23 protein-coding genes are annotated in these 25398 nt (G+C 62.5%); 16 read left to right on the plus strand and 7 right to left on the minus strand.

Annotated elements, in window-relative coordinates; all coding sequences use genetic code 11:
* Window positions 1–4 precede the first annotated feature (4 nt).
* The 4 genes from E8E78_RS14120 (at window position 5) to lpxC (ending at window position 4427) form a co-directional block, all read left to right on the plus strand.
* A complete protein-coding gene (locus tag E8E78_RS14120; RefSeq protein ID WP_016498051.1) occupies window positions 5–874 on the plus strand; it encodes a cell division protein FtsQ/DivIB in 870 nt (289 codons plus the stop codon).
* Between the two features lie 14 nt (window positions 875–888).
* Window positions 889–2151, plus strand: coding sequence for a cell division protein FtsA (gene ftsA / locus E8E78_RS14125; protein ID WP_016488959.1), 1263 nt, complete (start codon window positions 889–891; stop codon window positions 2149–2151).
* A 55-nt stretch (window positions 2152–2206) separates the two neighbouring features.
* Window positions 2207–3403, plus strand: a complete 1197-nt coding sequence (gene ftsZ / locus E8E78_RS14130; RefSeq protein ID WP_016488958.1) for a cell division protein FtsZ — start codon at window positions 2207–2209, stop codon at window positions 3401–3403.
* Window positions 3404–3515: 112 nt separating this feature from the next.
* Window positions 3516–4427: a UDP-3-O-acyl-N-acetylglucosamine deacetylase gene (gene lpxC, locus E8E78_RS14135; protein ID WP_016498054.1), complete on the plus strand. Its 912-nt coding sequence runs from the start codon at window positions 3516–3518 to the stop codon at window positions 4425–4427.
* A 52-nt stretch (window positions 4428–4479) separates the two neighbouring features.
* Here the strand turns inward: lpxC and E8E78_RS14140 are convergent, their stop codons facing one another.
* The gene (locus E8E78_RS14140; protein ID WP_043198044.1) at window positions 4480–4935 is read right to left on the minus strand and encodes a DciA family protein; all 456 of its coding nucleotides are present in this window, start codon (window positions 4933–4935) and stop codon (window positions 4480–4482) included.
* 302 nt (window positions 4936–5237) lie between these two features.
* Here E8E78_RS14140 and secA point away from each other — a divergent pair, with 302 nt between their 5' ends.
* The 4 genes from secA to E8E78_RS14160 all read left to right on the plus strand — a co-directional run bounded on the left by secA (window position 5238) and on the right by E8E78_RS14160 (window position 11014).
* A complete protein-coding gene (gene secA, locus E8E78_RS14145; protein WP_049276482.1) occupies window positions 5238–7973 on the plus strand; it encodes a preprotein translocase subunit SecA in 2736 nt (911 codons plus the stop codon).
* Window positions 7974–8168: 195 nt separating this feature from the next.
* Window positions 8169–9386 (plus strand): bifunctional glutamate N-acetyltransferase/amino-acid acetyltransferase ArgJ, encoded by a 1218-nt coding sequence (gene argJ / locus E8E78_RS14150; protein ID WP_016498057.1) that lies wholly within the window; start codon window positions 8169–8171, stop codon window positions 9384–9386.
* Window positions 9387–9440: 54 nt separating this feature from the next.
* A complete protein-coding gene (locus E8E78_RS14155) occupies window positions 9441–10073 on the plus strand; it encodes a glutathione S-transferase family protein (RefSeq protein WP_049273278.1) in 633 nt (210 codons plus the stop codon).
* Window positions 10070–11014, plus strand: coding sequence for a Nudix family hydrolase (locus E8E78_RS14160; RefSeq protein WP_049273276.1), 945 nt, complete (start codon window positions 10070–10072; stop codon window positions 11012–11014). Before E8E78_RS14155 ends, E8E78_RS14160 begins: the two co-directional genes overlap by 4 nt.
* Before the next feature lie 122 nt (window positions 11015–11136).
* On the opposite strand, the gene E8E78_RS14165 is transcribed toward E8E78_RS14160, so the two are convergent.
* From E8E78_RS14165 to E8E78_RS14175, 3 genes are read right to left on the minus strand one after another with little or no spacing between them, the layout of a single operon-like run.
* Window positions 11137–11703: a cob(I)yrinic acid a,c-diamide adenosyltransferase gene (locus tag E8E78_RS14165; protein ID WP_016498060.1), complete on the minus strand. Its 567-nt coding sequence runs from the start codon at window positions 11701–11703 to the stop codon at window positions 11137–11139.
* A 1-nt stretch (window position 11704) separates the two neighbouring features.
* Window positions 11705–13729: an ATP-binding protein gene (locus tag E8E78_RS14170; RefSeq protein ID WP_049273274.1), complete on the minus strand. Its 2025-nt coding sequence runs from the start codon at window positions 13727–13729 to the stop codon at window positions 11705–11707.
* Window positions 13730–13767: 38 nt separating this feature from the next.
* Window positions 13768–14685, minus strand: a complete 918-nt coding sequence (locus E8E78_RS14175) for a putative 2-dehydropantoate 2-reductase (protein WP_049273273.1) — start codon at window positions 14683–14685, stop codon at window positions 13768–13770.
* Between the two features lie 100 nt (window positions 14686–14785).
* Here E8E78_RS14175 and E8E78_RS14180 point away from each other — a divergent pair, with 100 nt between their 5' ends.
* The 3 genes from E8E78_RS14180 to E8E78_RS14190 all read left to right on the plus strand — a co-directional run bounded on the left by E8E78_RS14180 (window position 14786) and on the right by E8E78_RS14190 (window position 17673).
* Window positions 14786–15271 (plus strand): YajQ family cyclic di-GMP-binding protein, encoded by a 486-nt coding sequence (locus E8E78_RS14180; protein ID WP_016498063.1) that lies wholly within the window; start codon window positions 14786–14788, stop codon window positions 15269–15271.
* Window positions 15272–15385: 114 nt separating this feature from the next.
* The gene (locus E8E78_RS14185) at window positions 15386–16228 is read left to right on the plus strand and encodes a mechanosensitive ion channel family protein (RefSeq protein WP_049273271.1); all 843 of its coding nucleotides are present in this window, start codon (window positions 15386–15388) and stop codon (window positions 16226–16228) included.
* 200 nt (window positions 16229–16428) lie between these two features.
* Window positions 16429–17673 (plus strand): MFS transporter, encoded by a 1245-nt coding sequence (locus E8E78_RS14190; RefSeq protein WP_049273269.1) that lies wholly within the window; start codon window positions 16429–16431, stop codon window positions 17671–17673.
* A gap of 71 nt (window positions 17674–17744) precedes the next feature.
* Here E8E78_RS14190 and E8E78_RS14195 read toward each other — a convergent pair whose 3' ends face one another.
* Both E8E78_RS14195 and E8E78_RS14200 read right to left on the minus strand, forming a co-directional pair.
* The gene (locus tag E8E78_RS14195; RefSeq protein WP_016498066.1) at window positions 17745–19292 is read right to left on the minus strand and encodes an AmpG family muropeptide MFS transporter; all 1548 of its coding nucleotides are present in this window, start codon (window positions 19290–19292) and stop codon (window positions 17745–17747) included.
* A gap of 43 nt (window positions 19293–19335) precedes the next feature.
* Window positions 19336–19689 (minus strand): MGMT family protein, encoded by a 354-nt coding sequence (locus tag E8E78_RS14200; protein ID WP_049273268.1) that lies wholly within the window; start codon window positions 19687–19689, stop codon window positions 19336–19338.
* Between the two features lie 151 nt (window positions 19690–19840).
* Between E8E78_RS14200 and E8E78_RS14205 the strand changes: the two genes are divergently transcribed.
* The 5 genes from E8E78_RS14205 (at window position 19841) to groL (ending at window position 24429) form a co-directional block, all read left to right on the plus strand.
* Complete coding sequence (locus tag E8E78_RS14205) at window positions 19841–20851, plus strand: DUF481 domain-containing protein (RefSeq protein ID WP_041167566.1); 1011 nt, start codon at window positions 19841–19843, stop codon at window positions 20849–20851.
* A 91-nt stretch (window positions 20852–20942) separates the two neighbouring features.
* Window positions 20943–21674 carry a DUF2470 domain-containing protein gene (locus E8E78_RS14210; RefSeq protein WP_049273266.1) on the plus strand — a complete coding sequence of 244 codons (732 nt, stop codon included), beginning with the start codon at window positions 20943–20945 and terminating at the stop codon, window positions 21672–21674.
* A gap of 65 nt (window positions 21675–21739) precedes the next feature.
* Window positions 21740–22201, plus strand: a complete 462-nt coding sequence (locus E8E78_RS14215) for an FxsA family protein (protein WP_016498070.1) — start codon at window positions 21740–21742, stop codon at window positions 22199–22201.
* A 242-nt stretch (window positions 22202–22443) separates the two neighbouring features.
* Window positions 22444–22737 (plus strand): co-chaperone GroES, encoded by a 294-nt coding sequence (locus E8E78_RS14220; RefSeq protein ID WP_016488938.1) that lies wholly within the window; start codon window positions 22444–22446, stop codon window positions 22735–22737.
* Window positions 22738–22785: 48 nt separating this feature from the next.
* Window positions 22786–24429 carry a chaperonin GroEL gene (gene groL, locus E8E78_RS14225; RefSeq protein WP_016498071.1) on the plus strand — a complete coding sequence of 548 codons (1644 nt, stop codon included), beginning with the start codon at window positions 22786–22788 and terminating at the stop codon, window positions 24427–24429.
* A 185-nt stretch (window positions 24430–24614) separates the two neighbouring features.
* On the opposite strand, the gene E8E78_RS14230 is transcribed toward groL, so the two are convergent.
* Window positions 24615–25343: a phosphatase PAP2 family protein gene (locus E8E78_RS14230; RefSeq protein WP_049273264.1), complete on the minus strand. Its 729-nt coding sequence runs from the start codon at window positions 25341–25343 to the stop codon at window positions 24615–24617.
* Window positions 25344–25398 lie beyond the last annotated feature (55 nt).

Raw genomic sequence — 25398 nt, forward strand, 5'->3', positions numbered from 1 at the left:
AACCATGCAAGGCGCGATGATACGTCAGCAGCAACCCGTTACCGGCCGTAGCAAGCCGGTGCCGCGTGGTGCCAGCCGGCTGGTGGCCGACGAGCCCGTATCGGCGCGCCTGCCGCGGCCAAGCCTGGGAGGCCTCAAGCGCCTGCTGTGGCCGGTGCTGCTGGTGGCGGCCGGCTTTGGTGCCTACGAAGGCGCCATTCGCCTGATGCCGTATGCCGACCGGCCGATCACCAAGATCGACGTGCAGGGCGACCTCAGCTACATCAGCCAGCAGTCGGTGCAGCAGCGCATCGCGCCCTACGTGGCGGCGAGCTTCTTCAGCGTCGACCTGCCAGCGATGCGTGCGGAGCTCGAACAGATGCCATGGATCGCCCACGCCGAAGTGCGCCGGGTGTGGCCTGACGAGGTGGTGATCCGCCTGGAAGAACAGCTGCCGGTGGCGCGCTGGGGTGACGAAGCCTTGCTCAACAACCAGGGCCAGGCCTTCACCCCGCGCGAACTGGCCAACTACGAGCACCTGCCGCAGTTGGCCGGGCCCCAGCGTGCTCAGCAACAAGTCATGCAGCAGTACCAGGTATTGAGCCAGATGCTGCGCCCCATGGGCTTTTCCATTGCTCGCCTGGAGCTGCGCGAGCGAGGCAGCTGGTTCCTGACCACCGGTGCAAGCAGCGCCGGGCCAGGCATCGAGCTGCTGTTGGGGCGCGACCATCTGGTGGAGAAGATGCGCCGTTTCATTGCCATTTACGACAAGACACTCAAAGACCAGATCACCACTATCGCCCGCATTGATCTGCGTTATTCCAACGGACTTGCCGTTGGTTGGCGGGAACCGATTGCACCGACGACGGCCCAACCCGCCGTTGCGAAGAATTAGAGAGAGGCAGGACCATGGCAAACGCGCATAGCGGCAAAATGATCGTCGGGCTGGACATTGGCACCTCCAAGGTGGTGGCGCTGGTGGGCGAAGTGGGCGAAGACGGTACCCTGGAAATCGTCGGGATCGGCACCCATCCGTCCCGCGGCCTGAAGAAAGGCGTGGTGGTGAACATCGAGTCCACCGTGCAGTCGATCCAGCGCGCAGTGGAAGAGGCCCAGCTGATGGCCGGCTGCCGTATCCACTCGGCCTTCGTCGGGGTAGCCGGCAACCACATCCGCAGCCTGAACTCCCACGGCATCGTCGCCATCCGCGACCGCGAGGTCAGCCTGGCCGACCTGGAACGTGTACTCGACGCTGCCCAGGCCGTGGCGATTCCGGCCGACCAGCGCGTGCTGCACACCCTGCCGCAGGACTACGTGATCGACAACCAGGAAGGCGTGCGCGAGCCGCTGGGCATGTCCGGCGTGCGCCTGGAAGCCAAGGTCCACGTGGTCACCTGCGCAGTCAACGCGGCGCAGAACATCGAGAAATGCGTACGCCGCTGCGGCCTGGAAATCGACGACATCATCCTTGAGCAGCTGGCCTCGGCCTACTCGGTGCTGACCGACGATGAAAAAGAACTGGGCGTGTGCCTGGTGGACATCGGTGGCGGCACCACCGACATCGCCATCTTCACCGAGGGCGCCATCCGTCATACCGCGGTCATCCCGATTGCCGGCGACCAGGTCACCAACGATATCGCCATGGCCCTGCGTACCCCTACCCAGTACGCCGAAGAAATCAAGATCCGCTACGCCTGCGCCCTGGCCAAACTGGCTGGCGCCGGCGAGACCATCAAGGTGCCGAGCGTGGGCGACCGCCCACCGCGCGAGCTGTCGCGCCAGGCCCTGGCCGAGGTGGTGGAGCCACGTTACGACGAGCTCTTCACCCTGATCCAGGCCGAGCTGCGCCGCAGCGGCTACGAGGACCTGGTGCCAGCCGGCATCGTCCTCACCGGCGGCACCGCGAAGATGGAAGGTGCCGTGGAACTGGCCGAGGAAATCTTCCACATGCCGGTACGCCTGGGCGTACCGCACAGCGTTCGGGGGCTGAGCGACGTGGTTCGCAACCCGATCTATTCCACCGGTGTGGGCTTGCTCACTTACGGTCTGCTGAAGCAGTCCGAGGACCTGATCCTGACCGGTAACACCAACAGCAGCAACAACAGCTATGGCGATGAACCGAAGGCCCCAGTGCTTGAGCGCTTCAAGAAGTGGGTCCAGGGCAACTTCTAAGTTTCAAAGCAGTAGTGGTAGGCGCAACAACTAGAGAACTGTAAGGAGAGGGAAAATGTTCGAGCTCGTAGACAACGTCCCGCAAAGTCCGGTCATCAAGGTGATCGGCGTTGGTGGTGGTGGCGGCAACGCCGTCAACCACATGGTCAAGAGCAGCATCGAAGGTGTGGAATTCATCTGCGCCAACACCGATGCCCAGGCGCTGAAAAGCATTGGCGCGCGCACCATCCTGCAATTGGGCACTGGTGTGACCAAGGGCCTGGGTGCCGGTGCCAATCCGGAAGTCGGCCGTCAGGCTGCGCTGGAAGACCGTGAGCGCATCGCCGAAGTGCTGCAGGGCACCAACATGGTGTTCATCACCACTGGCATGGGTGGCGGTACCGGTACCGGTGCAGCGCCGATCATTGCCGAAGTGGCCAAGGAAATGGGCATTCTCACCGTAGCCGTGGTGACCCGTCCGTTCCCGTTCGAAGGCCGCAAACGTATGCAGATCGCCGATGAAGGCATCCGCATGCTGGCTGAAAGCGTCGACTCGTTGATCACCATTCCCAACGAGAAACTGCTGACCATTCTGGGCAAGGATGCCAGCCTGCTGTCCGCCTTCGCCAAGGCCGACGATGTACTGGCCGGTGCCGTTCGCGGTATCTCCGACATCATCAAACGCCCTGGCATGATCAACGTCGACTTCGCCGACGTGCGTACCGTGATGGGTGAAATGGGTATGGCGATGATGGGTACTGGCTGTGCCAGCGGCCCGAACCGTGCGCGTGAAGCCACCGAGGCGGCGATCCGCAACCCGCTGCTGGAAGACGTCAACCTGCAGGGCGCCCGTGGCATCCTGGTGAACATCACCGCGGGCCCGGACCTGTCGCTGGGTGAGTACTCCGATGTGGGTAGCATCATCGAAGCCTTCGCCTCTGACCACGCCATGGTCAAGGTCGGCACAGTGATCGACCCGGACATGCGCGACGAACTGCACGTGACCGTTGTGGCCACTGGCCTGGGCGCGCGCATCGAGAAACCGGTCAAAGTGGTCGACAACACCCTGCAGACTGCCCAGCAGGCGTACGAAGCTTCCAACCCTGCACCGGTTCGCCAGGAGCAGCCAGCGGTCAACTACCGTGATCTGGAGCGCCCGACTGTGATGCGCAACCAGGCCCATGCAGGTGCTGCTGCAGCCGCTAAACTGAACCCTCAGGATGACCTGGACTACCTCGATATCCCGGCTTTCCTGCGTCGCCAGGCTGATTAATGGAATTTATCAGGGGTATAAAGGTGATTGGTATTCATCAAAGGTTGGGTCTGTTATCATCCCCAGCCTTTGTTGATACCTGTTCGCAATTTGCGCTGAAGCGGCCAATGCCATGATTAAACAACGCACCCTGAAGAATACCATCCGTGCCACAGGTATCGGTCTGCACTCTGGGGAGAAGGTTTACCTGACCCTCAAGCCTGCACCTGTGGACACCGGCATCGTCTTCCGCCGCGCCGATCTCGACCCTGTGGTCGAAATCCCTGCGCGTGCGGCCAACGTCGGCGAGACAACCATGTCGACGACGCTGGTCAACGGTGACGTCAAGGTCGATACGGTCGAGCACCTGCTCTCCGCCATGGCGGGCCTGGGCATCGATAACGCCTACGTCGAGCTCTCCGCCTCGGAAGTGCCGATCATGGATGGCAGCGCCGGACCCTTTGTATTCCTGATTCAGTCTGCCGGCCTGGAAGAGCAGGACGCAGCCAAGAAGTTCATCCGCATCCTGCGTGAGGTAACCGTGGAAGAGGGCGACAAGCGCGCCACGTTCCTGCCTTTCGAAGGGTTCAAGGTGAGCTTCGAGATCGACTTCGATCACCCGGTCCTCAAGGGCCAGACCCAGAGTGCGGTCGTCGACTTCTCCAGCACCTCGTTTGTGAAGGAAGTCAGCCGCGCGCGTACCTTCGGTTTCATGCGTGACATCGAGTACCTGCGCAAGCACAACCTTGCGCTGGGCGGCAGTGTCGAGAACGCCATCGTGGTCGACGAGACCGGTGTGCTTAACGCAGACGGCCTTCGTTCCGATGACGAATTCGTCAAGCACAAGATCCTCGACGCCATTGGCGACCTCTATCTGCTGGGCAACAGCCTGATCGGCGAGTTCAAGGGCTATAAGTCCGGCCACGCGCTGAACAACCAGCTGCTGCGCAAGCTGATTGCTGAAACCGATGCCTGGGAAGTGGTCACTTTCGAAGATGCCAGCACGGCACCGATCTCGTACATGCGCCCTGTTGCGGCCGTGTAAGTTCGAACACTCTCTCTAGTGTTGTATCAAGGCCACCTTCGGGTGGCCTTTTTTATGGCTTGTTCCTGGCGTGGGCGGCCAACCGTTCCAGCGCTGCGCGCAGCTTGGGGTCGGTGATGCCCTCGGCGGTGTCGCGCAGGCTTTCGGCGGCGCTGATCGACAGCTCTGCAGCATGCCCACCTCGCTTGGCTGGCACTAGCGGTGGCTGCACCTTGTAGAGGATACGCCTGAGGTTGCCGAATGCTTCCATGGCTTGTAATGCTGCCAGCAGGCGCTTCTGCTGGTAGCGCAGGCGGGTTGCCCAATGGCCGTCGGTAACCACCAGCAACAAAGTGCCATCGCGCCACGACGCCACATGGCAGTGCTCCCGGGCAGCCGGTTGCAGCTGGCTTTCCAGCAGGCGCTGCAGGTGCTCCAGGCGTTCGGCCTGGTTAAGCAGCAGGCGCAACGGGCGCACCTGGCGCAGCAGTGCGGAGGGTGGCTGGGCAGGGGAGGGTTTGTAGGCCATGGGGTACGCATGAGGTTGCAAGGGCAGCAGTTTAACACCTCTATAGCCTGTGCCGGCCTCTTCGCGGGTAATAGAAGATAAGACTGGTTCTCGATAGCTTTCATGTTGCCAAGGCTTGAACTCAGGGAAAATGCCCCTATCTAAGACAGGCCCCTGCCAAAACGCTGTAATAGCATCGTGGAAATCCACCACTTTCCTCACCATCGTTTCCGGGTAGAATGCTCGTTCGCATGCGGCCTCAGGGCTGCACGGGCGACTCATGGGGCCGCCCTCCATCCCTACGTGTGGAAGATCCTGCCGATATGTTTGCGCCTTTGTTAAAAAAACTTTTTGGAAGCAAGAACGAGCGTGAAGTGAAACGCATGCTCAAGACGGTGAGTATCGTCAATGCCTTCGAAGAGAAGATGGTGGCCCTCTCCGACGAGCAACTGCGGGGCAAGACCGCAGAGTTCAAGGAGCGCTTGGCCAAAGGCGAGACACTGGACCAATTGCTGCCTGAAGCCTTCGCCGTGGCCCGAGAGGCCGGCAAGCGCGTAATGGGCATGCGCCACTTCGATGTGCAGCTGATCGGTGGCATGACCCTGCACGAGGGTATGATCGCAGAAATGCGTACCGGTGAAGGCAAGACCTTGGTCGGTACCTTGGCCGTGTACCTCAACGCACTGTCCGGCAAGGGCGTGCACGTGGTCACCGTCAACGACTACCTGGCCCGCCGTGACGCCAACTGGATGCGCCCGCTGTACGAATTCCTCGGCCTGTCGGTCGGTATCGTTTCGGCCTTCCAGCCGCCGGAAGAAAAGCGCGCCGCCTATGCATCCGACATTACCTACGGCACCAACAACGAATTCGGTTTCGACTACCTGCGCGACAACATGGCGTTCAGCCAGGAAGAGAAGTTCCAGCGTGAACTCAACTTCTCGGTAATCGACGAAGTCGACTCCATCCTCATCGATGAGGCGCGTACCCCGCTCATCATCTCCGGCCAGGCTGAAGACAGCTCCAAGCTGTACATCGAGATCAACCGCCTGATCCCGCGCCTGACCCAGCACATCGAAGAAGTCGAAGGCCAGGTCACCCAGGAAGGCCACTTCACCATCGACGAGAAGAGCCGCCAGGTCGAGCTCAACGAAGCCGGTCACCAGTTCATCGAAGAGATGCTCACCCAGGCCGGCCTGCTGGCCGAGGGCGAGAGCCTGTATTCCTCGCACAACCTGGGCCTGCTGACCCACGTTTACGCTGGCCTGCGCGCGCACAAGCTGTTCCACCGCAACGTCGAGTACATCGTCCAGGACGGCCAGGTCCTGCTGATTGACGAGCACACCGGCCGTACCATGCCGGGCCGTCGCCTGTCCGAGGGCCTGCACCAGGCCATCGAGGCGAAAGAGAACCTGAATATCCAGGCCGAGAGCCAGACCCTGGCTTCGACCACCTTCCAGAACTACTTCCGCCTGTACACCAAGCTGTCCGGCATGACCGGTACCGCCGATACCGAAGCGTTCGAGTTCCAGTCCATCTACGGCCTCAACGTGATGGTGATCCCGCCGAACAAGCCGCTGGCACGTAAAGACTTCAACGACCTGGTGTACCTGACTGCCGACGAGAAATACGCCGCGATCATCGCCGACATCAAGGAAAGCATGACCCACGGCCGCCCGGTGCTGGTGGGTACTGCCACCATCGAAACCTCCGAGCACATGTCGAACCTGCTGCTCAAGGAAGGCATCGAGCACAAGGTACTGAACGCCAAGTATCACGAGAAGGAAGCCGAGATCATCGCGCAGGCCGGTGCGCCAGGCGCACTGACCATCGCCACCAACATGGCCGGTCGTGGTACCGACATCCTGTTGGGCGGTAACTGGGAGGCCGAAGTGGCCACCCTGGAAAACCCGACACCCGAGCAGATCGCCCAGATCAAGTCGGACTGGCAGAAGCGTCACCAGCAAGTGATCGAGTCGGGCGGCTTGCACGTGATCGCTTCCGAGCGCCACGAATCGCGCCGTATCGACAACCAGCTGCGTGGCCGTTCGGGCCGTCAGGGCGACCCGGGCTCCAGCCGCTTCTACCTGTCGCTGGAAGACAGCCTGATGCGCATCTTCGCCTCTGACCGGGTGAAGAACTTCATGAAGGCACTGGGCATGCAGTCGGGCGAGGCCATCGAACACCGCATGGTCACCAACGCCATCGAGAAGGCTCAGCGCAAGGTAGAAGGGCGCAACTTCGATATCCGCAAGCAATTGCTCGAATACGACGACGTGGCGAACGAACAGCGCAAGGTGATCTACCACATGCGCAACAGCCTGCTGGCCGCCGAAAATATCGGCGACACCATCGTCGAATTCCGCAAGGAAGTACTGGACGCTACCATCAGCCAGCATATCCCGCCGCAGTCGCTGCCCGAGCAGTGGGACGTGGTCGGCCTGGAAGCTGCATTGGCCAGCGATTTCGCCATGAAACTGCCGATCCAGCAGTGGCTCGACGAGGACGATCACCTCTACGAAGAGACCCTGCGTGAGAAGCTGCTGAACGAGATCACCACCGCCTACACCGAGAAGGAAGACCAGGCCGGTATCGACGCCCTGCGTACCTTCGAGAAGCAGATTCTGCTGCGCGTGCTGGACGACCTGTGGAAAGACCACCTGTCGACCATGGACCACCTGCGTCACGGTATTCACCTGCGTGGCTATGCGCAGAAGAACCCGAAGCAGGAGTACAAGCGCGAGTCGTTCAGCCTGTTCCAGGAGCTTCTCGAGTCGATCAAGCGCGACACCATCCGCGTGCTGTCGCACGTTCAGGTTCGCCGCGAAGATCCGATCGAAGAAGAAGCCCGCCTGCGCCGCGAGGCCGAGGAACTGGCCAGCCGCATGCAGTTCCAGCATGCCCCTGCCCCGGGTCTGGAAAGCGAGCAGCTGAGCGAAGAGGGCGCCGAAGTGGCGGTCGCCGCAGCGCCAGTGCGCAACGACCAGAAGCTGGGCCGCAACGAGCCGTGCTGGTGTGGTTCGGGCAAGAAGTTCAAGCATTGCCACGGGCAGATCGAGTGATTTGACCAGGCAGTTGTAACCTGAAACATCCGGGGCCGCTTTGCGGCCCATTCGCGGCACAAGGCCGCTCCTACAGGGACCGCGCCCGACCCAATGGTCGCGATGCCTTTGTAGGAGCGGCCTTGTGCCGCGAATGGGGCGCGAAGCGGCCCCGCTCTTCCATCATCACTTCACCGTTTTTCTAGGAGCGCTCTAATGGCTGTTGGTCTTGGTCCTTTGCCCACCCTGCACCCGGTTCCGGGTTTTGAACTCGGCATCGCTTCTGCCGGCATCAAGCGCCCGGGGCGCAAGGATGTGGTGGTCATGCGCTGTGCCGAAGGCTCCAGCGTGGCTGGCGTGTTCACCCTCAACGCCTTCTGCGCAGCGCCGGTGATCCTGTCCAAGCAACGTGTACAGGGCACCGTGCGCTACCTGCTGACCAACACCGGTAACGCCAACGCCGGTACCGGCGCGCCAGGCCTGGCCGCCGCCGAACGTACCTGCGCCAAGCTGGCCGAGCTGGCTGGCGTGCCGGCCGAGTCGGTACTGCCGTTCTCCACCGGCGTGATCGGCGAGCCACTGCCGGTCGAGAAGATCGAAGGTGCACTGCAGGCCGCCCTCGACAACCTGTCGGAAAACCACTGGGCTGAAGCTGCCACCGGCATCATGACCACCGATACCCTGCCCAAGGGCGCCAGCCGTCAGTTCCAGCACGATGGTGTGACTGTTACCGTCACCGGCATCAGCAAGGGTGCAGGCATGATTCGCCCGAACATGGCCACCATGCTCGGCTACATCGCTACCGATGCCAAGGTTGCCCCGGCAGTGCTCAAGGACCTGATGCTGGACGGCGCCAACAAGTCGTTCAACCGCATCACCATCGACGGCGACACCTCGACCAACGACTGCTGCATGTTGATCGCAACTGGCAAGGCCAACCTGCCGGAAGTGACCGAAGCCAGCGGCGCGCTGTTCGAAGCCCTGAAAAAGGCCGTGTTCGAAGTGTGCATGGAGGTGGCCCAGGCCATCGTCCGTGACGGCGAAGGTGCCACCAAGTTCGTAACCGTGCAGGTCAACGGTGGTGGCAACCACCAGGAATGCCTGGACGTCGGCTATGCCGTGGCCCACTCGCCACTGATCAAGACCGCACTGTTCGCATCCGATCCGAACTGGGGCCGCATCCTGGCCGCCGTTGGCCGTGCTGGCGTGCCGGAACTGGATGTAAGCCTGATCGACGTGTACCTGGGCAGCGTGTGCATCGCCAGTAAAGGCGGCCGTGACCCGAGCTACACCGAAGCTCAGGGCTCGGCAGTGATGGCCCAGGAAGAGATCACCATCCGCATCGAGCTGGGCCGTGGCCAGTGCAGCGAAACCATCTGGACCACCGATCTGTCCCACGAGTACGTGAAGATCAACGCCGAGTACCGTACCTGATCGAAAATGGGGCTGCAAAGCAGCCCCAGCATTCCAAACCGATGGAGCCGAACCATGAGCTATCACCTGATCATCGGCGACAAGCTGTATTCTTCCTGGTCGCTGCGCGGCGCCCTGGCCCTCGAGCTGGCTGGCGTGCCCTACGAAGAAACCCTGATCAAGCTCAACCAGCCTGATACCCGTCAGCGCATCCTCGCTTTCTCCTCCACCGGCAAAGTGCCGTTGATCAAGACCGGGCACGGTGTGATCGCCGATTCCCTGGCCATCGCCGAATACCTCAACGAACAGCACCCCGACGCCCAGCTGTGGCCTGTCGACGTAGCCGCGCGTGCCCAGGCCCGTTCGGCTTGTGCGCAGATGCACAGCGGTTTCTTCGCCCTGCGCGGTGCCATGCCGTTCGACCTGTCGCGTGACCAGGCCCTGGACGATGTGCCGTTGGACGTGCAGGTCGACATCGACCGTATCGTCGCGCTGTGGTCCGAATGCCGCGTGGTGGCCAAGGACAGCGGCCCGTTCCTGTTCGGCAAGCCGAGCCTGGCCGACGCCTTCTTCGCCCCGGTGGCCGTGCGCCTGCGCACCTACCGCGTGGAGGTGCCGGCAGAGGCGGCAGCCTACATCGAAACCATTTATCAGTGGCCAGCCTTCCAGGCTTGGCAGCAGGCCGGCCTGGCGGAGCGTGAAGGGTGAAACGGATACATGTTGTAGCGGCGGTCATTCGCGGTACTGATGGCCGTATTCTGATTGCCCGCAGGGCGGATACCCAGCACCAGGGCGGCCTGTGGGAGTTTCCCGGTGGCAAGGTGGAAGATGGTGAAGGCGTGGAAGCGGCGCTGGCCCGTGAGCTGCGCGAGGAGCTGGGCATCGAGGTGACCCGCTCGCGTGCGCTGATCAAGGTCAGCCATGACTACCCGGACAAACAGGTGCTGCTGGACGTGCGCGAAGTCGAAGCGTTCACGGGCGAACCTCATGGCGCAGAAGGGCAGCCGCTGGAGTGGGTGTCGCCACGGGACCTGGCGCAATACGAGTTCCCCGAGGCCAACAAGCCGATTGTGGCTGCCGCGCGTCTGCCGGACCAATACCTGATTACCCCGGATGGCCTGGAAGTGCCAAAGATGCTCAAGGGCATCCAGAAGGCGGTGGCCAATGGTACTCGCCTGATCCAGTTGCGGGCGCCGGACATGTATGACCCCAAGTACCGTGATGTGGCGGTGGATGCCGTGGGGTTGTGTGGGGGCAAGGCGCAACTGATGCTCAAGGGGCCGTTGGAATGGCTGGGTGATTTCCCGTCGGCCGGTTGGCACCTGACGGCAGCGCAGTTGCGCAAGTACGCTGCCAAGGGCCGGCCGTTCCCCAAGGAGCGCTGGCTGGCGGCGTCCTGCCACAGCGCCGAGGAGCTGGCGCTTGCTGCACAGATGGGCGTGGACTTTGTCACCTTGTCGCCAGTGCAGGCGACCCAGACTCACCCAGAGGCGGTGCCGTTGGGATGGGATGAGGCGCAGCGGTTGATTGCCGGGTTCAACAAGCCGGTTTACCTGCTGGGTGGGGTAGGGCCTGATCAGCGCGAGCAAGCCTGGGAAGTGGGGGCACAGGGTGTTGCCGGGATCCGGGCGTTCTGGCCCGACGCCTGAGTAAGGCGGCCGCTTTGCGGCCCATCGCCGAGCTCCCACAGGTATAGCGTTGTCTTCGGGTTCATGATGAACCGGTGGGAGCTGGCTTGCCGGCGATGGGCTGCAAAGCAGCCCCGGTAATATCAGCCCTCAGGCTTTGGCGCAGGCTGCCACAAAACCTCAGCCACCCCCTGGCGCCGCCCGATGATCCGCGCCGCCACGAACAATAGATCGGAAAGCCGGTTGATATACGCCAAGCCAACGCCTTCCAGTGGCTCCACGGCATTCAACTGCTGGCACCGCCGCTCCGCACTGCGCGCCAGGCTGCGGCACACATGCGCCTGCGCCACCAGCGCCGAACCACTGGGCAAGATGAAGTTCTTCAACGGCCCCAGCTCTTCGTTCCACACATCGATGGCCGCCTCCAGGCGCTCCACCTCTGCCAAGGTCAACGCTTGGTAGCTCGGCATCGCCAGCTCACCGCCCAGGTCGAACAAGCGGTGCTGACACGGCACCAGCACGGTGCTCACCTCGTCCAGGCCTTGCTCGTCCAGGCCCGCCAGCAGCAGCCCCAACTGGCTGTTCAGGCTGTCCACCTCGCCAATCGCCTCGATCCGTGGGTGGTCCTTGGGCACCCGACGTCCGTCGCCCAGGCCGGTTTCGCCCTTGTCGCCGGTGCGTGTGTAGATCTTCGACAGGCGATAGCCCATGTCACTTCTCCGTGTTGGCCGGCGTCGCCGGCTGGACGAGGGGCAGGCGCAGGGTAAAGCAGGTGCCCTGGCCGGGCGTGGACTGCACTTCCATCTGCCCCTTGTGGTTGTTGGTGATGATGAAATACGAAACCGACAGGCCCAGGCCAGTGCCCTGGCCGATTTCCTTGGTGGTGAAGAACGGCTCGAAGGTGCGTTTGCGCACGGCCTCGGGCATGCCGACACCGTTGTCCTCAACCTGGATTTCCGCCCATGGCGGGTTTAGCCGGGTGCGCAGGGTAATGCGCCCGGGCTCGCTGGGCTGTGGCCGCACGTGGATGGCCTGCGCCGCGTTTTTCAGCAGGTTGAGCAGTACCTGTTCCAGTTCGTTGGCGGTGCAGGGCACGGGGCCCAGTGCAGGGTCGAACTGGCGCACGATGGCCTGGCCCTTGAAGTCGAAGCCGATGGTCAGGTCAAAGTCATTGCCGGCAATGTCCACCGCCTGGTCGATCAGTGCCGGCAGGTCGCACGGCGCAAGCTGGCGGTTGCTGCGGCGGCTGAAGCTGAGCATGTGGGTGACGATCTTCGCTGCCCTGGCGCCGGCCTGTTGAATGCCATCGAGCAGCTGTGGCACCTCGCGGCTTTCCAGGTAGCGGTTGACCGTGGCCAGGTTGATGTCCAGTTCTTCGGCCTGCTCCTGGTTGCGCGGCAACTCGGGCGACAGGCGCCGGCGAATGTTCTGCACGTTGTGCAGGATGGCGCCTAGCGGGTTGTTGATCTCGTGGGCCATGCCGGCCGCCAGGCCACCGACCGAGAGCATCTTCTCGGATTGCACCATCATCTCTTCCAGCGACAGGCGCTGGGTAATGTCGTCGATGCGGATGACCACGCCGCGCCCACCGCCGCCGGTCAGCGGGTAGAAGGTCAGGGCGTAGTGACGCAGGTCATCGCCCTTGGCCCAGGTGACCCGCTCGATCTTCGCTACCCGGTGCTTCTCCACGGTTTCCTTCAACTGCGGCAAAAACGGCTTGAGCGGCTCGAAGGCGATGAACACCGGCTGGTTCAGCGCTTCGTCCAGTGGCGTACCGGAAAGCACCGTGGCTTCGTGGTTCCACTGGGTCACGTAAAGCTGTTCGTCGAGGGCGATCAGCGCCGAGGGCATCGAGTCGATGATGCTGTTGAGGTAGTTCTGGAAGCCTGTGAGTTTTTTCTCGATCTTGCTGCGCACCTGCACTTCCAGCTCAAGCTTGCGGTTGGTATGGCGGGTTTCCTCGGCCAGGCCCTGGGCCTGGTCGTAGGCGCTCTGGAATTCGTCCCGCGCGCGTTTCAGCTGCTGCTCGCGGCCTTCGATGCGCGAGAGCATGGTGTTGAAGGCTTCGGCCAGGCTGCCGATTTCGTCGTCGTTGCCGCGCTTGGCGCGCAGGGCATAGCTCTCTTCGCGGGTAACCTGGCGGCTGAGCTCCTCGAGCTGGTTGATTGGCTGGGTGATCAGGCGCTTTATCTGCCGGGCGACCACAATCCACAGCAGGATGCTGAACACCAGGATGCCCATGCTGGCGCTCAGGGTGCCGGTGTAGAACGCTGTTGGCAGCTCGCTGCTGGCCACCAGCAGCAGGTGCGCCGGCGGGTTGGCGTCGCGCGGTATGCGGATCAGCTGGGTGCTGCGAAACTCCATCAGGCGCCAGCCGTCGATGTTGCGAAAACGCTTGGGCAGGGCCAGCGGCTCGCCATGCTGCAACTGCGCCAGCATACGCCCATCGCCGCCGTAGACGGCGGCGGCGCGTAGTGGCGTGTAGCTGTCCAGTTCCTTGAGGAGGGCGCTGGCGGTTTCCGGGGTGTCGCCGGCGCGGGCGGCAAGTTGCGGGTTGGCCACCAGCCGGCCGATGGTCTGCAGTGCCTGCGGCGCCATGCTTTCCTGGGTGATCCAGTAGGCGGCGCTGATGAAGGTGAGGTTGGCCACCAGCAGGATGGTCACCAGCAACACCAGCAGGGCCGCCAGCAGTTTCTGCCCGACCGGGAGGTTTTCCAGGCGTTGGCGCAAGGTCATGGGCTAGGCAATGTCCGTATCCGGTTGAAAGGGCCGCGTCAGTCGCAGGGCAAGCCACGCGTGCGCAAGTTATCGACCAGGCGCTGTTGCAAGCGTTCCAGCAGTGGCAATTGCAGGCCATGGCGCCTGGCCGCGCGGCAGGCATGGCCGAGCAGGTAGTGCACCTCTGTGCGTCGGCCCGCGCGCACGTCCTGGTACATGGAAGAGTAGTTGGCCGCGGTGGCAAGGATCACCCGCTGTACTTCTTCGCTCAGCTCATCTGCCGCTTCCGGCTGGCCGCAGCGCCGCAGCAACTGGACCAGTTCTGCGCACAGCGCATCCACTTCTCCCAGGTGCCCCAGCAGGCCGCCGTTCTGGCATTCGTGCAGCACGGTCAGCGGGTTGATGGCGCAGTTGAGGGCCAGCTTGCGCCATAGGCGGGTGAGGATGTCCACCGTCCATTCAGCAGGGATACCGGCTTCGTGCAGGTCATCGAACCAGGCCGGCATTGCAGGGTTGCGTGGGTCGCCCAGCCAGTTGAAACCATGGCCGGCAAAGCGCACCTGCCATTCCCCCTCGCGAAAGGCACCTTCGGTGCTGGAAGCGAAGATGCAGCGTGCGTGGGGTATCAGGTCGGCCACTTCGTCCTGGCTACCCAGGCCGTTCTGCAGCAACAGCACTTCGGCACCCTCGGCCAGACGCGGTGCCACACCGGCAATGGCCTGCGCCGCGTCGTAGGCCTTGCAGGCCACCAGCAGGCGGTGGATGGGGCCCTGCGCCTGGGCCGTTTCGGCGGGGATGGCGTAGTGGCGGGGCTGGTCCTGTTCAACCAGGGTCAGGCCGCCGGACTGCTGATAGGCGTGCAGGCGTTGCCCGTCACGCAGGATCAGGCGCACGGCCTTGCCAGCGCGCGCCAGGCGGCAGGCCCACAGGCTACCGAGGCTGCCGGCGCCGAGAATATGCCAGGTGCTGCTCATATGCGTTTCGCAACCCGCTATAATGAGCCCGCATTTTAACCGTCTAACTCAGCGTGCTCCATCTTCAGACCGAGCGCGCTTTATTTTTTGGAGAACAACCATGCCTTCGTTCGACGTGGTATCGGAACTGGACAAGCACGAAGTGCAGAACGCCGTTGATAACGCTATCAAGGAACTTGATCGCCGTTACGACCTGAAAGGCAAGGGCACCTTCGAGTTCAAGGAAAAAGATCAGACCGTTCTGCTGACCGCCGAGGAAGAGTTCCAGCTCGAAGCGATGCTGGAAATCCTGCGCCTTGCACTGGTCAAGCGCAAGATCGACGTGAAATGCCTGGAAACCCAGGACCCGTACCCTTCCGGCAAGGAAAAGAAGCAGGAAGCCAAGTTCCGCGAAGGCATCGACAAGGACCTGGCGAAAAAGATCGTTGCCACCATCAAGGATGGCAAGCTGAAAGTACAGGCCGCCATCCAGGGCGAGCAGGTGCGTGTAACCGGCAAGAAGCGTGACGACTTGCAGGAGGCCATTGCCCTGCTGCGCACCAAGGAATTCGACATGCCGCTGCAGTTCAACAACTTCCGCGACTGATGCAGGTGCTGCCTGGAACCCCGATGGCGTAATGATGTCCATGGGGGCCGGGGCTGTGTAAATGCGCGCAGCCTGTTCTACCGTGTACTTGCCGCTCGGCATCAGGAGATGAATATGGATTTGAACGCTGAAGTCGATCAGCTCGTCCGCCAATCCCAGACCTGGATCCCGTTGATCATGGAGTACGGCAGCCGCGTGCTGCTGGCACTGCTGACCCTGGCGCTCGGCTGGTGGATCATCAACAAGGTCAGCGCCCGCCTCGGCAAGCTGGTTGGCCTGCGCAACGCCGACCTGGCGCTGCAGGGCTTCATCAGCACCCTGGCGAACATCGTGCTGAAGGTGCTGCTGATGGTCAGCGTGGCGTCGATGATCGGCATCGAGACCACCTCGTTCGTTGCCGCCATCGGCGCCGCTGGCCTGGCCATCGGCCTGGCCTTGCAGGGCAGCCTGGCGAACTTCGCCGGCGGTGTGCTGATTCTGATGTTCCGCCCGTTCCGTATCGGTGACTGGATCGAGGCGCAGGGCGTTGCCGGCACCGTCGACAGCATCCAGATCTTCCACACCGTGCTGCGTACCGGTGACAACAAGACTGTGATCATGCCTAACGGCAGCCTGTCCAACGGCATCATCACCAACACCAACCGCCAGCCGACGCGCAAGGTGGTGTTCGATGTGGGTGTGGACTACGAGGCCGACCTGCAAAAGGCCCGCAACGTGCTGCTGGAGCTGGCCAAGGACCCGCGTGTGCTGCCCGACCCGGCACCGCAGGCTGTAGTGGCGACGCTGGGCGACAGCTCGATCACCGTCTCGCTGCGCTTGTGGACCAAGACGTCCGATTACTGGGACGTGATGTTCATGCTCAACGAGCATGCGCGTGACCGGTTGAAGGCCGAAGGGATCGACATTCCGTTTCCACAGCGGGTGATCCGTGTGGTGCAGGAGACTGCTGCGCAGTAATACCGCTTTGTCATCGACCGGGGCCGCTTCGTGCCCCTTCGCGGGCTTGCCCGCTCCCACAGAGATTCCGCAATCCGTGTGGGAGCGGGCAAGCCCGCGAAGGGGCGCGCAGCGGCCCCAGTTTTTACACTTGTTCACAGCAATTGCTCGGCTTTTCTGGCATATACCCTGGCCCCACCTGTCACACCCGATATGCCATCATGAAACCACTGCTGTACATCACCCCCCTGCGCGCCTTGCTGTTCGGCCTGACCCTGGCCCTGTTCGAACTGCTCACCTACCTGGCCAGCGACGCAGTCATGCCGGCCATGCCGGTGGTGGTGGGCGACCTGAACGCCAGCCCCGAATACATCCCCCATGCCCTCAACCTGTATCTGTTGGGGGGCGTGGTACTGCAATGGTTGATCGGCCCGCTGGCCGATCGTTATGGCCGGCGCCCGCTGCTATTGGTTGGCTGCGCGTTCTTCGGCCTTGCGTGCCTGGCCACCTTCTGGGTCCACGACATTGGCCTGTTCAACCTGCTGCGCTTGTTGCAGGGCATCGGCCTGGGCTTTGTCGTCACCGTCAGCTACCCGGCCCTGAACGAAGCCTTCAGCGAGGCTGACGCCGTGCGCATGATGGCCTTGCTGGCCAACATCGCCTTGCTGTCACCCCTGCTCGGGCCGTTGGTGGGCACCTTGCTGCTGCAATGGCTGGACTGGCGCTGGCTGTTCGTGGCCTTTGCCATTGGCGCGGTGCTGGTGTGGGGGCTGTTGTACCGCCTGATGCCCGAAACCCTCGGTGTGGAACGCCGTGACGGCTCGCGCCTGGCGTTTACGCCGATTCACCTGCTGCCACTGCTGGCGGGTTATGGTCAGTTGCTGGCCAACCGGCGCTTTGTCGCGGGCAGTGCTGCCTTGGGCCTGGTCGGTTTGCCGCTGATTGGCTGGATCGGCCTGTCGCCGGTGCTGCTCATCCACGATGAGGGGCTGAGCACGATGGCGTACGCCTTGTGGCAGCTGCCGGTGTTTGGCGGGCTGATCCTCGGTAACCTGATCATCAACCGCATCGCCGACCGCTACCCGCTGCCTGCCCTGGTGCGGGGCGCGCTGTGGCCCTACCTGGCCGGCCTGTGCCTGATGGTGCTGGCGACCTGGTACTGGCCGAGCGTTACCAGTGTGGTGGCGGGCATGTCGCTGTACGCGCTGGGGCTGGGTGTGGCCAACGCGGTGCTGTACCGCATGACGCTGTTCTCCAGCGAGCAGAGCAAAGGCCTGGTCTCGGCCATGCTGGGGATGATCACCATTGCCTTGCTGGGGTTGGGCGGAGCGGTGCTGGCGATGATCGGCGCCGGGGCCAGCTTGCTGCACTTTGCCCTGGCGGCGGGTGTGGCGGGGGCATTGGCGTTGTGGCCGCTGTGGTTTGTCGTAGGTGGGCGGCCTGATGAGGGGGCTGTCGCGCAGTAATATTTGATTGCCTGTCCCGGCCTCTTCGCGGGTTTAACCGCGAAGAGGCCGGGACAGGCGATAGGGTTCTTTCAGGGCCGCTCGGCCGCTGAACTGTCCTCTGCCACCGGCGTACCCCGGCCAGCCTCCTGACGCCACTGCAGCGCGATCAGGATCAGCGTAGGCACGCCCAGCAATGCAGTGATCAGGAAGAAATCGTGGTAGCCAAACTTCTCCACCATAACCCCTGAATACCCGCCGATAAGCCGCGGCAGCAGCAGCATGATCGAGCTGAGCAGCGCGTACTGCGTCGCCGAGAACTTCAGGTTGGTCAGGCTCGACAGGTAGGCCACAAAGGCCGACGTGGCCATGCCGGAGCTGAAGTTGTCCAGCGAGATGGTCACCACCAGCATTTCCAGGTTCGGCCCCATGTCGGCCAGCATCAGGAACAGGATGTTGGTACCGGCCGAGGCGACACCGCCGATGAACAGGATCGGCATGATGCCGAAGCGCACGATCAGCAGGCCGCCGACCCCGGCGCCGACCAGGGTCATGATCAGGCCGAAGATCTTGCTGACACTGGCGATCTGGTCCTTGGTGAAGCCCATGTCGATGTAGAACACGTTGGCCATCACGCCCATCACTGTGTCCGACATGCGATACGTGGCGATCAGGCCAAGCAGCAACAGGGCCTGCCAGCGGTAGCGGGTGATGAAGTCGTTGACCGGGGTCAGCACCGGGGCCAGGCCGCGACGGCCCAGGCTGGACAGGCACGCCCAGCTCAGCAGCACATAAAGGATCAGGCGCAGGAAGGCGCGATCTTCCAGCAGCAGGTCGAGTGGCGTTGCGTCACCGGAAATGACGCTGGACCAGCCGGTATTGAACATCTGGGTAAAGCTGGCCGGTACCGACACCAGCAGGATGATCAGCACGAACACCGACGCCAACTGGTGCACCAGGCCGTAGCGCGCTGCCGACAACTGCGTGCGCATGGGCACTGGCGGCTCGCGCATGACCAGCGTGGTGAACAGGGCGGGGAGCATCATCACCCCGAACATGACATAAGTGCCGGCCCAGGCTTTGTGCAGGTAGCTGAAACCGGTGGAGCCGAACCACTCGGCAAAGAACAGCGCGCCGGCCGTGGCGAGCAACGCTGCCACCCGGTAGCCGGCCATGTAGCTGGCGGCGAGCGCGGCCTGGCGTTGGTCGTCGGCGATTTCCAGGCGATACGCGTCGACGGCGATATCCTGGGTGGCAGAGGCGAACGCTACCAGCACCGCCATGGCGATCAACCACGACAGGTGCTGTTGCGGGTCGCACAGGCTCATGCCAACCAGCCCGACCACCACCAGCGCTTGCGACAGCAGCAACCACGACCGTCGTCGGCCCAGGCCGCCGAGCAGTGGCAGGCGCCATTGGTCGAGCAGCGGCGACCACACCCACTTGAAGGCGTAAGCCAGGCCAATCAGGCTGGCGTAACCAATGGTCTCACGGGCAACGCCAGCTTCGCGTAACCACACGGACAGGGTCGAGAACACCAGCATGTAGGGCAGGCCGGCGGCGAAACCAAGCAGCAAAAGTACCAAGGTTGACGGGCTGGCATAGGCAGCAAGCGCAGCGCGCCAGGTTTTACGGGGCATGGGCCAACATCTGCCTCAAGTTTGCGAAAACAAAGCGCGCACTCTAACCGCTGTGCTCCATTGGGCGCCAGCCATGGCGCGTCATATCCACACGATTGTTGGTTACATTCACACCCTCCGCGCGTAAACGCGCCCGTTGTTCATCCCCTGCCGGCGTCCCTGATGCCAGGCTCAACCGCCCACCTGCGCCAAGCACCCGGTGCCATGGCAGCCGGGTATCTGCCGGCAACTGACCAAGCGTGCGGCCAACCCAGCGTGCCGCGCGGCCCAGCCCCGCCTGCTCGGCCAGCTGGCCGTAGCTCACCACCTTGCCGGGCGGCACTTGGCCGAGTACCGAATACAGCACCGTTCGTCGGCCCTCGGCGCTGTCCAGGGCGTGCTCGTATCCATCAGACATCAGGCCCCCCTTGGGCTGTAGATGAAACTGGACCGGTGGTTCGGCAAATGAGAGTTGAACTCAACGCCGTATGCCCGGTCTGTCCTTGCTCTGGTCGTCGGTATCTGGATAATGCCCGGCTTTTTTGTCAAAACGAACCCGTAGTCCGCCTATGTATTCTAGATCCTTGTTGTGCCTGCTAGCTGCCTCCTTGTGCGCCTCCCCGGTATTGGCCGATACCGTGTGGATGAAGAACGGTGACCGGCTCAGCGGCAAGATCAAAGTCTTCGACGGCGGTAAGCTGCTGCTGGAAACCCCCTATGGCGGTTCCATCGCGCTGGACTGGAAAGAGGTCCAGACCCTGGAAAGCGACCAGGAGATGCTGGTCAAGCAAGACGCCTACACCGGTGAAAAAGCCAAGTCGCTGAAAGCCGCCGAGCCTGGCAAGGTAACGCTGGCCAATGGCGAAGCGCCAAAGACCGTGGAACTGGCCAGCATCGAGCAGATCATGAAGCCCAAGCCGCTGGTCGAGGACTTCGTGTGGAAAGGCAACGTCGATGTGGCGCTGGACTACAAGCGTGCCGAGAACGACACCGACGATTACGACGTAGGCTTCAAGACTACCGCTCGCCATGGCCGCTGGCGGCACAATGCCGAAGGCGAATACAACCGCGAGACCAAGGACGACGTCACCACCACCGACAACTGGAGCGCCGAGTACGCCCTGGACCGCTTCATCACCGAGAAGTGGTTCTGGCAGGGGCGTGCGGAATACAAGCGTGACCGCATCGAAGACCTGGCCCGCCAGCGCACCGTCGGTACCGGCCCGGGTTACCAGTTCTGGGACGACGAGCTGGGGGCGTTCTCGCTGGGCTCGCTGATCAACCGTACCGACTTCGAATACCAGGATGGCGGCAAGGACAACTTCTATTCCGCGGCGGTGAAGTGGGACTACACCCGCTACCTGATCGGCAAGAACGTGCAGCTGTTCACCAATGGCGAGTTCGCCAAGCCGCTGGGCGGCGTGGCCGACTACTCGCTGGATGCCGAGGTTGGCCTGCGCTACAAGGTCACCGAGTGGGCCTCGCTCAACCTCAAGGCCGAGAAGGACATCATTACCGGCACGCGTGAAAGCGACCTGGACAAGACCCGCTACACCGCAGGGTTCGGCGTTACCTGGTAGATCGCAGGGGGCTGCGTAGCAGCCCCATTGGCAGTGGGCCTGATAATGCTATCTTGTGCCCATCCAGTCTGCCGCCAGGAGCCGCCCTCAAGTGAGTACCAACGCCATCCGCCCAGCCCGGGAATTGCTGCTCAAGGAATACCGCGGCGTGCTCTCGACCCATTCCAAGTCGATGCCCGGCTACCCATTCGGCTCGGTCGTGCCGTATTGCCTCGATGCCAACGGCAACCCGCTGATCCTCATCAGCCGAATCGCCCAGCACACCCACAACCTGCAGAAAGACCCCAAGTGTTCGCTGCTGGTGGGTGAGCGCGAGGCTGAGGATGTGCAGGCCGTAGGGCGCCTGACCGTGATGGCCGAAGCGCACAAGCTGGTCGACGAGGCTGCTGTCGAAGCGGCTGCCGAGCGCTACTACCGCTATTTCCCGGACGCCGCCAACTACCACAAGGCCCACGACTTCGACTTCTGGGTGCTGCAGCCAGTGCGTCACCGCTACATTGGTGGCTTTGGCGCGATCCACTGGCTCGATCAGGTGACCTTGGCCAACCCGTTCGCCGGCAAGGCCGAGGCGAGCATGGTCGAGCATATGAACAGCGATCACGCCAACGCTATTGCTCACTACGTCGAACTGACCGACCTGCCACGGCATGCACCGGCGCAGATGGCTGGGGTAGACAGCGAAGGCATGCACCTTCGCATTGGTCAGGCCGTGCACTGGCTGCCTTTTCCGGCTACTTGCAACACGCCGACACAAGTCCGGGAAGCCTTGGTTTTGCTGGCTCGGGCCGACCAATGGCCGATTGCGACGCAGGTCGAGGGTTGAAATCCGGAGCGCCGGCATCCATTTGAGGTCTTATTGGAAGGTTATCTTCCGTCGAGGAACCCTTGATGCGTGCTTTTCTACTGCTGTTTCTGATTTTTCCTGTGCTGGAGCTTTTCGTCTTCGTCAAGGTCAGCGCGGCAATCGGTTTCTTCCCGGCACTGCTGCTGATCATCGCTGGCTCCGCCCTGGGTGTGCTGGTGATGCGGGTGGCCGGCCTGGCCACTGCATTGCGCGCCCGTGAAAGCCTGCAGCGCGGCGAGTTACCCGCCGAGGACATGTTCCAGGGCATGATGCTGGCCGTCGGTGGTGGCCTGCTGCTGCTGCCAGGCTTCATCAGCGACGTGCTGGGCCTGCTGTGCCTGCTGCCGTTCACCCGCCGCCTGGCCGCGCGCAAGATGCGCGAGCGGGCCGAGGCGCAGGCCCTGCGCCAGCGTGCGTTTCAGGATGACCCGTTCCAGGCGCAGCCGCGTGAGGGGGGCCACCGTCCAAACGTGATCGAAGGCGAGTATGAGCGCCGCGACAAGTAAAACCTCCGGGGCCGCGCAAGCGGCCCCGATCTTTTCAGCCGGATCAAAAATTTTGTATATCAAGCCTTGTAATTGAATCTGGCGGCCTCATGTATGTGGTCACCGCAAGGTTTCTGGTGGCAACGCCAGACATTACACAAGTGGTTCGCCCATCGCGGGCCACTTCCCGGCAACGCCGGACAGCATCAACCCGCCGGTGTCGATACCGGCCGATGAAAACCACAATTTGGGAGAGATCGACAATGAAGCTTCGTCCTCTGCATGACCGCGTAGTCATCCGTCGCAGCGAAGAAGAATCGAAAACCGCTGGCGGTATCGTCCTGCCGGGTTCGGCCGCTGAAAAACCAAACCGCGGCGAAGTTGTTGCCGTCGGCACCGGTCGCATCCTGGACAACGGCGAAGTTCGCGCGCTGGCCGTGAAAGTGGGTGACAAAGTGGTATTCGGCCCTTACTCGGGCAGCAACACCGTGAAAGTCGATGGCGAAGACCTGCTGGTCATGGCCGAGAACGAAATCCTCGCCGTTGTCGAAGGCTGATTTCCCCGACTTCCCGTTACTCCAAAGAATTCCAAGGATTAAACGATCATGGCTGCTAAAGACGTAAAGTTTGGCGATTCCGCTCGTAAGAAAATGCTGGTTGGCGTCAACGTTCTGGCTGACGCGGTAAAAGCGACCCTGGGCCCGAAAGGCCGTAACGTGGTACTGGCCAAGAGCTTCGGCGCGCCAACCATCACCAAGGACGGCGTTTCCGTCGCCAAAGAAATCGAGCTGAAAGACGCCTTCGAAAACATGGGCGCCCAGCTGGTCAAGGAAGTTGCTTCCAAGGCCAACGACGCTGCCGGTGACGGCACCACCACCGCTACCGTTCTGGCTCAGGCCATCGTCAACGAAGGCCTGAAAGCCGTCGCTGCCGGCATGAACCCGATGGACCTGAAGCGCGGCATCGACAAGGCTACCGCCGCCGTTGTTGCCGAGCTGAAGAACCTGTCCAAGCCATGCGCCGACTCCAAGGCCATCGCCCAGGTAGGCACCATCTCCGCCAACTCTGACGACTCCATCGGCAACATCATTGCCGAAGCCATGGAAAAAGTCGGTAAAGAAGGCGTGATCACCGTTGAAGAAGGCTCGGGCCTGGATAACGAACTGTCCGTCGTAGAAGGCATGCAGTTCGACCGTGGCTACCTGTCGCCGTACTTCGTCAACAAGCCGGACACCATGGTTGCCGAGCTGGAAGGCCCGCTGCTGCTGCTGGTCGACAAGAAAATCTCCAACATCCGTGAGCTGCTGCCAGTTCTGGAAGCCGTTGCCAAGGCCGGCCGCCCACTGCTGATCGTTGCCGAAGACGTTGAAGGTGAAGCGCTGGCTACCCTGGTAGTCAACAACATGCGCGGCATCGTCAAGGTTGCAGCGGTCAAGGCACCAGGCTTCGGCGACCGCCGCAAGGCCATGCTGCAGGACATCGCTGTCCTGACCGGCGGCCAGGTCATCTCCGAAGAAATCGGCCTGTCCCTGGAAACCGCTACCCTGGAGCACCTGGGTAACGCCAAGCGCGTCATCCTGTCCAAGGAAAACACCACCATCATCGACGGCGCTGGCGTTGAAGATGACATCCAGGCTCGCGTCAAGCAGATCCGTGCCCAGATCGAAGAGACTTCCTCGGACTACGACCGTGAGAAGCTGCAAGAGCGTCTGGCCAAGCTGGCTGGCGGTGTTGCCGTGATCAAGGTCGGTGCCGGCACCGAAGTTGAAATGAAAGAGAAGAAAGCCCGCGTTGAAGACGCCCTGCACGCTACCCGTGCAGCCGTTGAAGAAGGCGTGGTGCCTGGCGGCGGTGTTGCCCTGGTTCGCGCCCTGAACGCGATCGTTGACCTGAAAGGCGACAACGAAGACCAGAACGTCGGTATCGCCCTGCTGCGTCGCGCTGTTGAAGCGCCGCTGCGCCAGATCACTGCCAACGCCGGCGACGAGCCAAGCGTTGTCGCTGACAAGGTCAAGCAAGGTTCGGGTAACTTCGGTTACAACGCTGCTACCGGCGAATACGGCGACATGATCGAGATGGGCATCCTGGACCCAGCCAAGGTCACCCGTTCGGCCCTGCAAGCTGCTGCTTCGATTGGCGGTCTGATGATCACCACCGAAGCCATGATTGCTGACGCTCCGAGCGAAGCCCCAGCTGGCGGCGGCATGCCAGACATGGGCGGCATGGGTGGCATGGGCGGCATGATGTAAGCCAGCCTTACCCCCTGCACCATTAAAAAGCCCCGGTTCGTGAGAGCCGGGGCTTTTTATTTTCCTGTGAGGGCCTCTTCGCAGCACAAGGCTGCTCCTACAGGTATCGCGTACAGTCCGGCATCGACGCGTACCCTTGTAGGAGCAGCCTTGTGCTGCGAATGAGCCGCGAAGCGCCCCCTCTGTCAGGCGACGCTACGCTCGACAGCTGGCGCTTCCACCACGCCCCGCCGATACAGAACCAGGTAATACGACCCCAACCCGATCAACCAGCAGAACACCGCTGTCCACACGTTGTGCGACAAGAAGTGGGCGCCCTGCATCATCCGCCCCACACCCAGCACCGATCCGGCTACCAATGCCATTACGAACGCCACCCGCGCCAACCGTGGCTTGCGATCACGCAGCATGAAGAACAGGCCGAACAGGCAGAACCCGGTCGCTGCGTGCCCACCCGGCCAGCACAGCCCTGGCTTGTCGGTGGCCGGCCGTGGCTCCAGCAACTTGCTGTAGGTTTCGGTGCCGCCAAACTGGGTCAGGCTCCACGGGCACTGCACCTGGGTCACCTTTTTCAGCGGCGTGACAAACGCCGTGGACAGGCCCAGTGCCAGCACCAGGCAGCCCAGCTCGCGGCGCCAGCCGAACAGGTGCTTCCAGAAGAAACTGGCGGTAAACATCAGCAGCGACAACACCCCCAGCAAGATCACCACCTGCTTGACCCGGTCGTGCAGGATGTTTTCCAGCAGGTAGCTGTGGCGGCCAATGAACTGCCCGGCAGCGGGGTCGAAGAACAGGTTGGCCACATCCATGTCGACCGAAGTCAGCTCCAGCAGGATCAAGGCCAGCGCGGTCGCCAAGGGTATGCCCAGGTACAGCCAGTAATTGATCGGGCGAGGGCGGGTTCGTTGCTGCATGACGGCTCCAGGGCACGAAAAAGATCGGGCATTGTCGGCCGCCCGCTATCCTGTG

The sequence above is a fragment of the Pseudomonas sp. BN505 genome (genome assembly GCF_029873175.1).
GTDB lineage: Bacteria > Pseudomonadota > Gammaproteobacteria > Pseudomonadales > Pseudomonadaceae > Aquipseudomonas > Aquipseudomonas putida.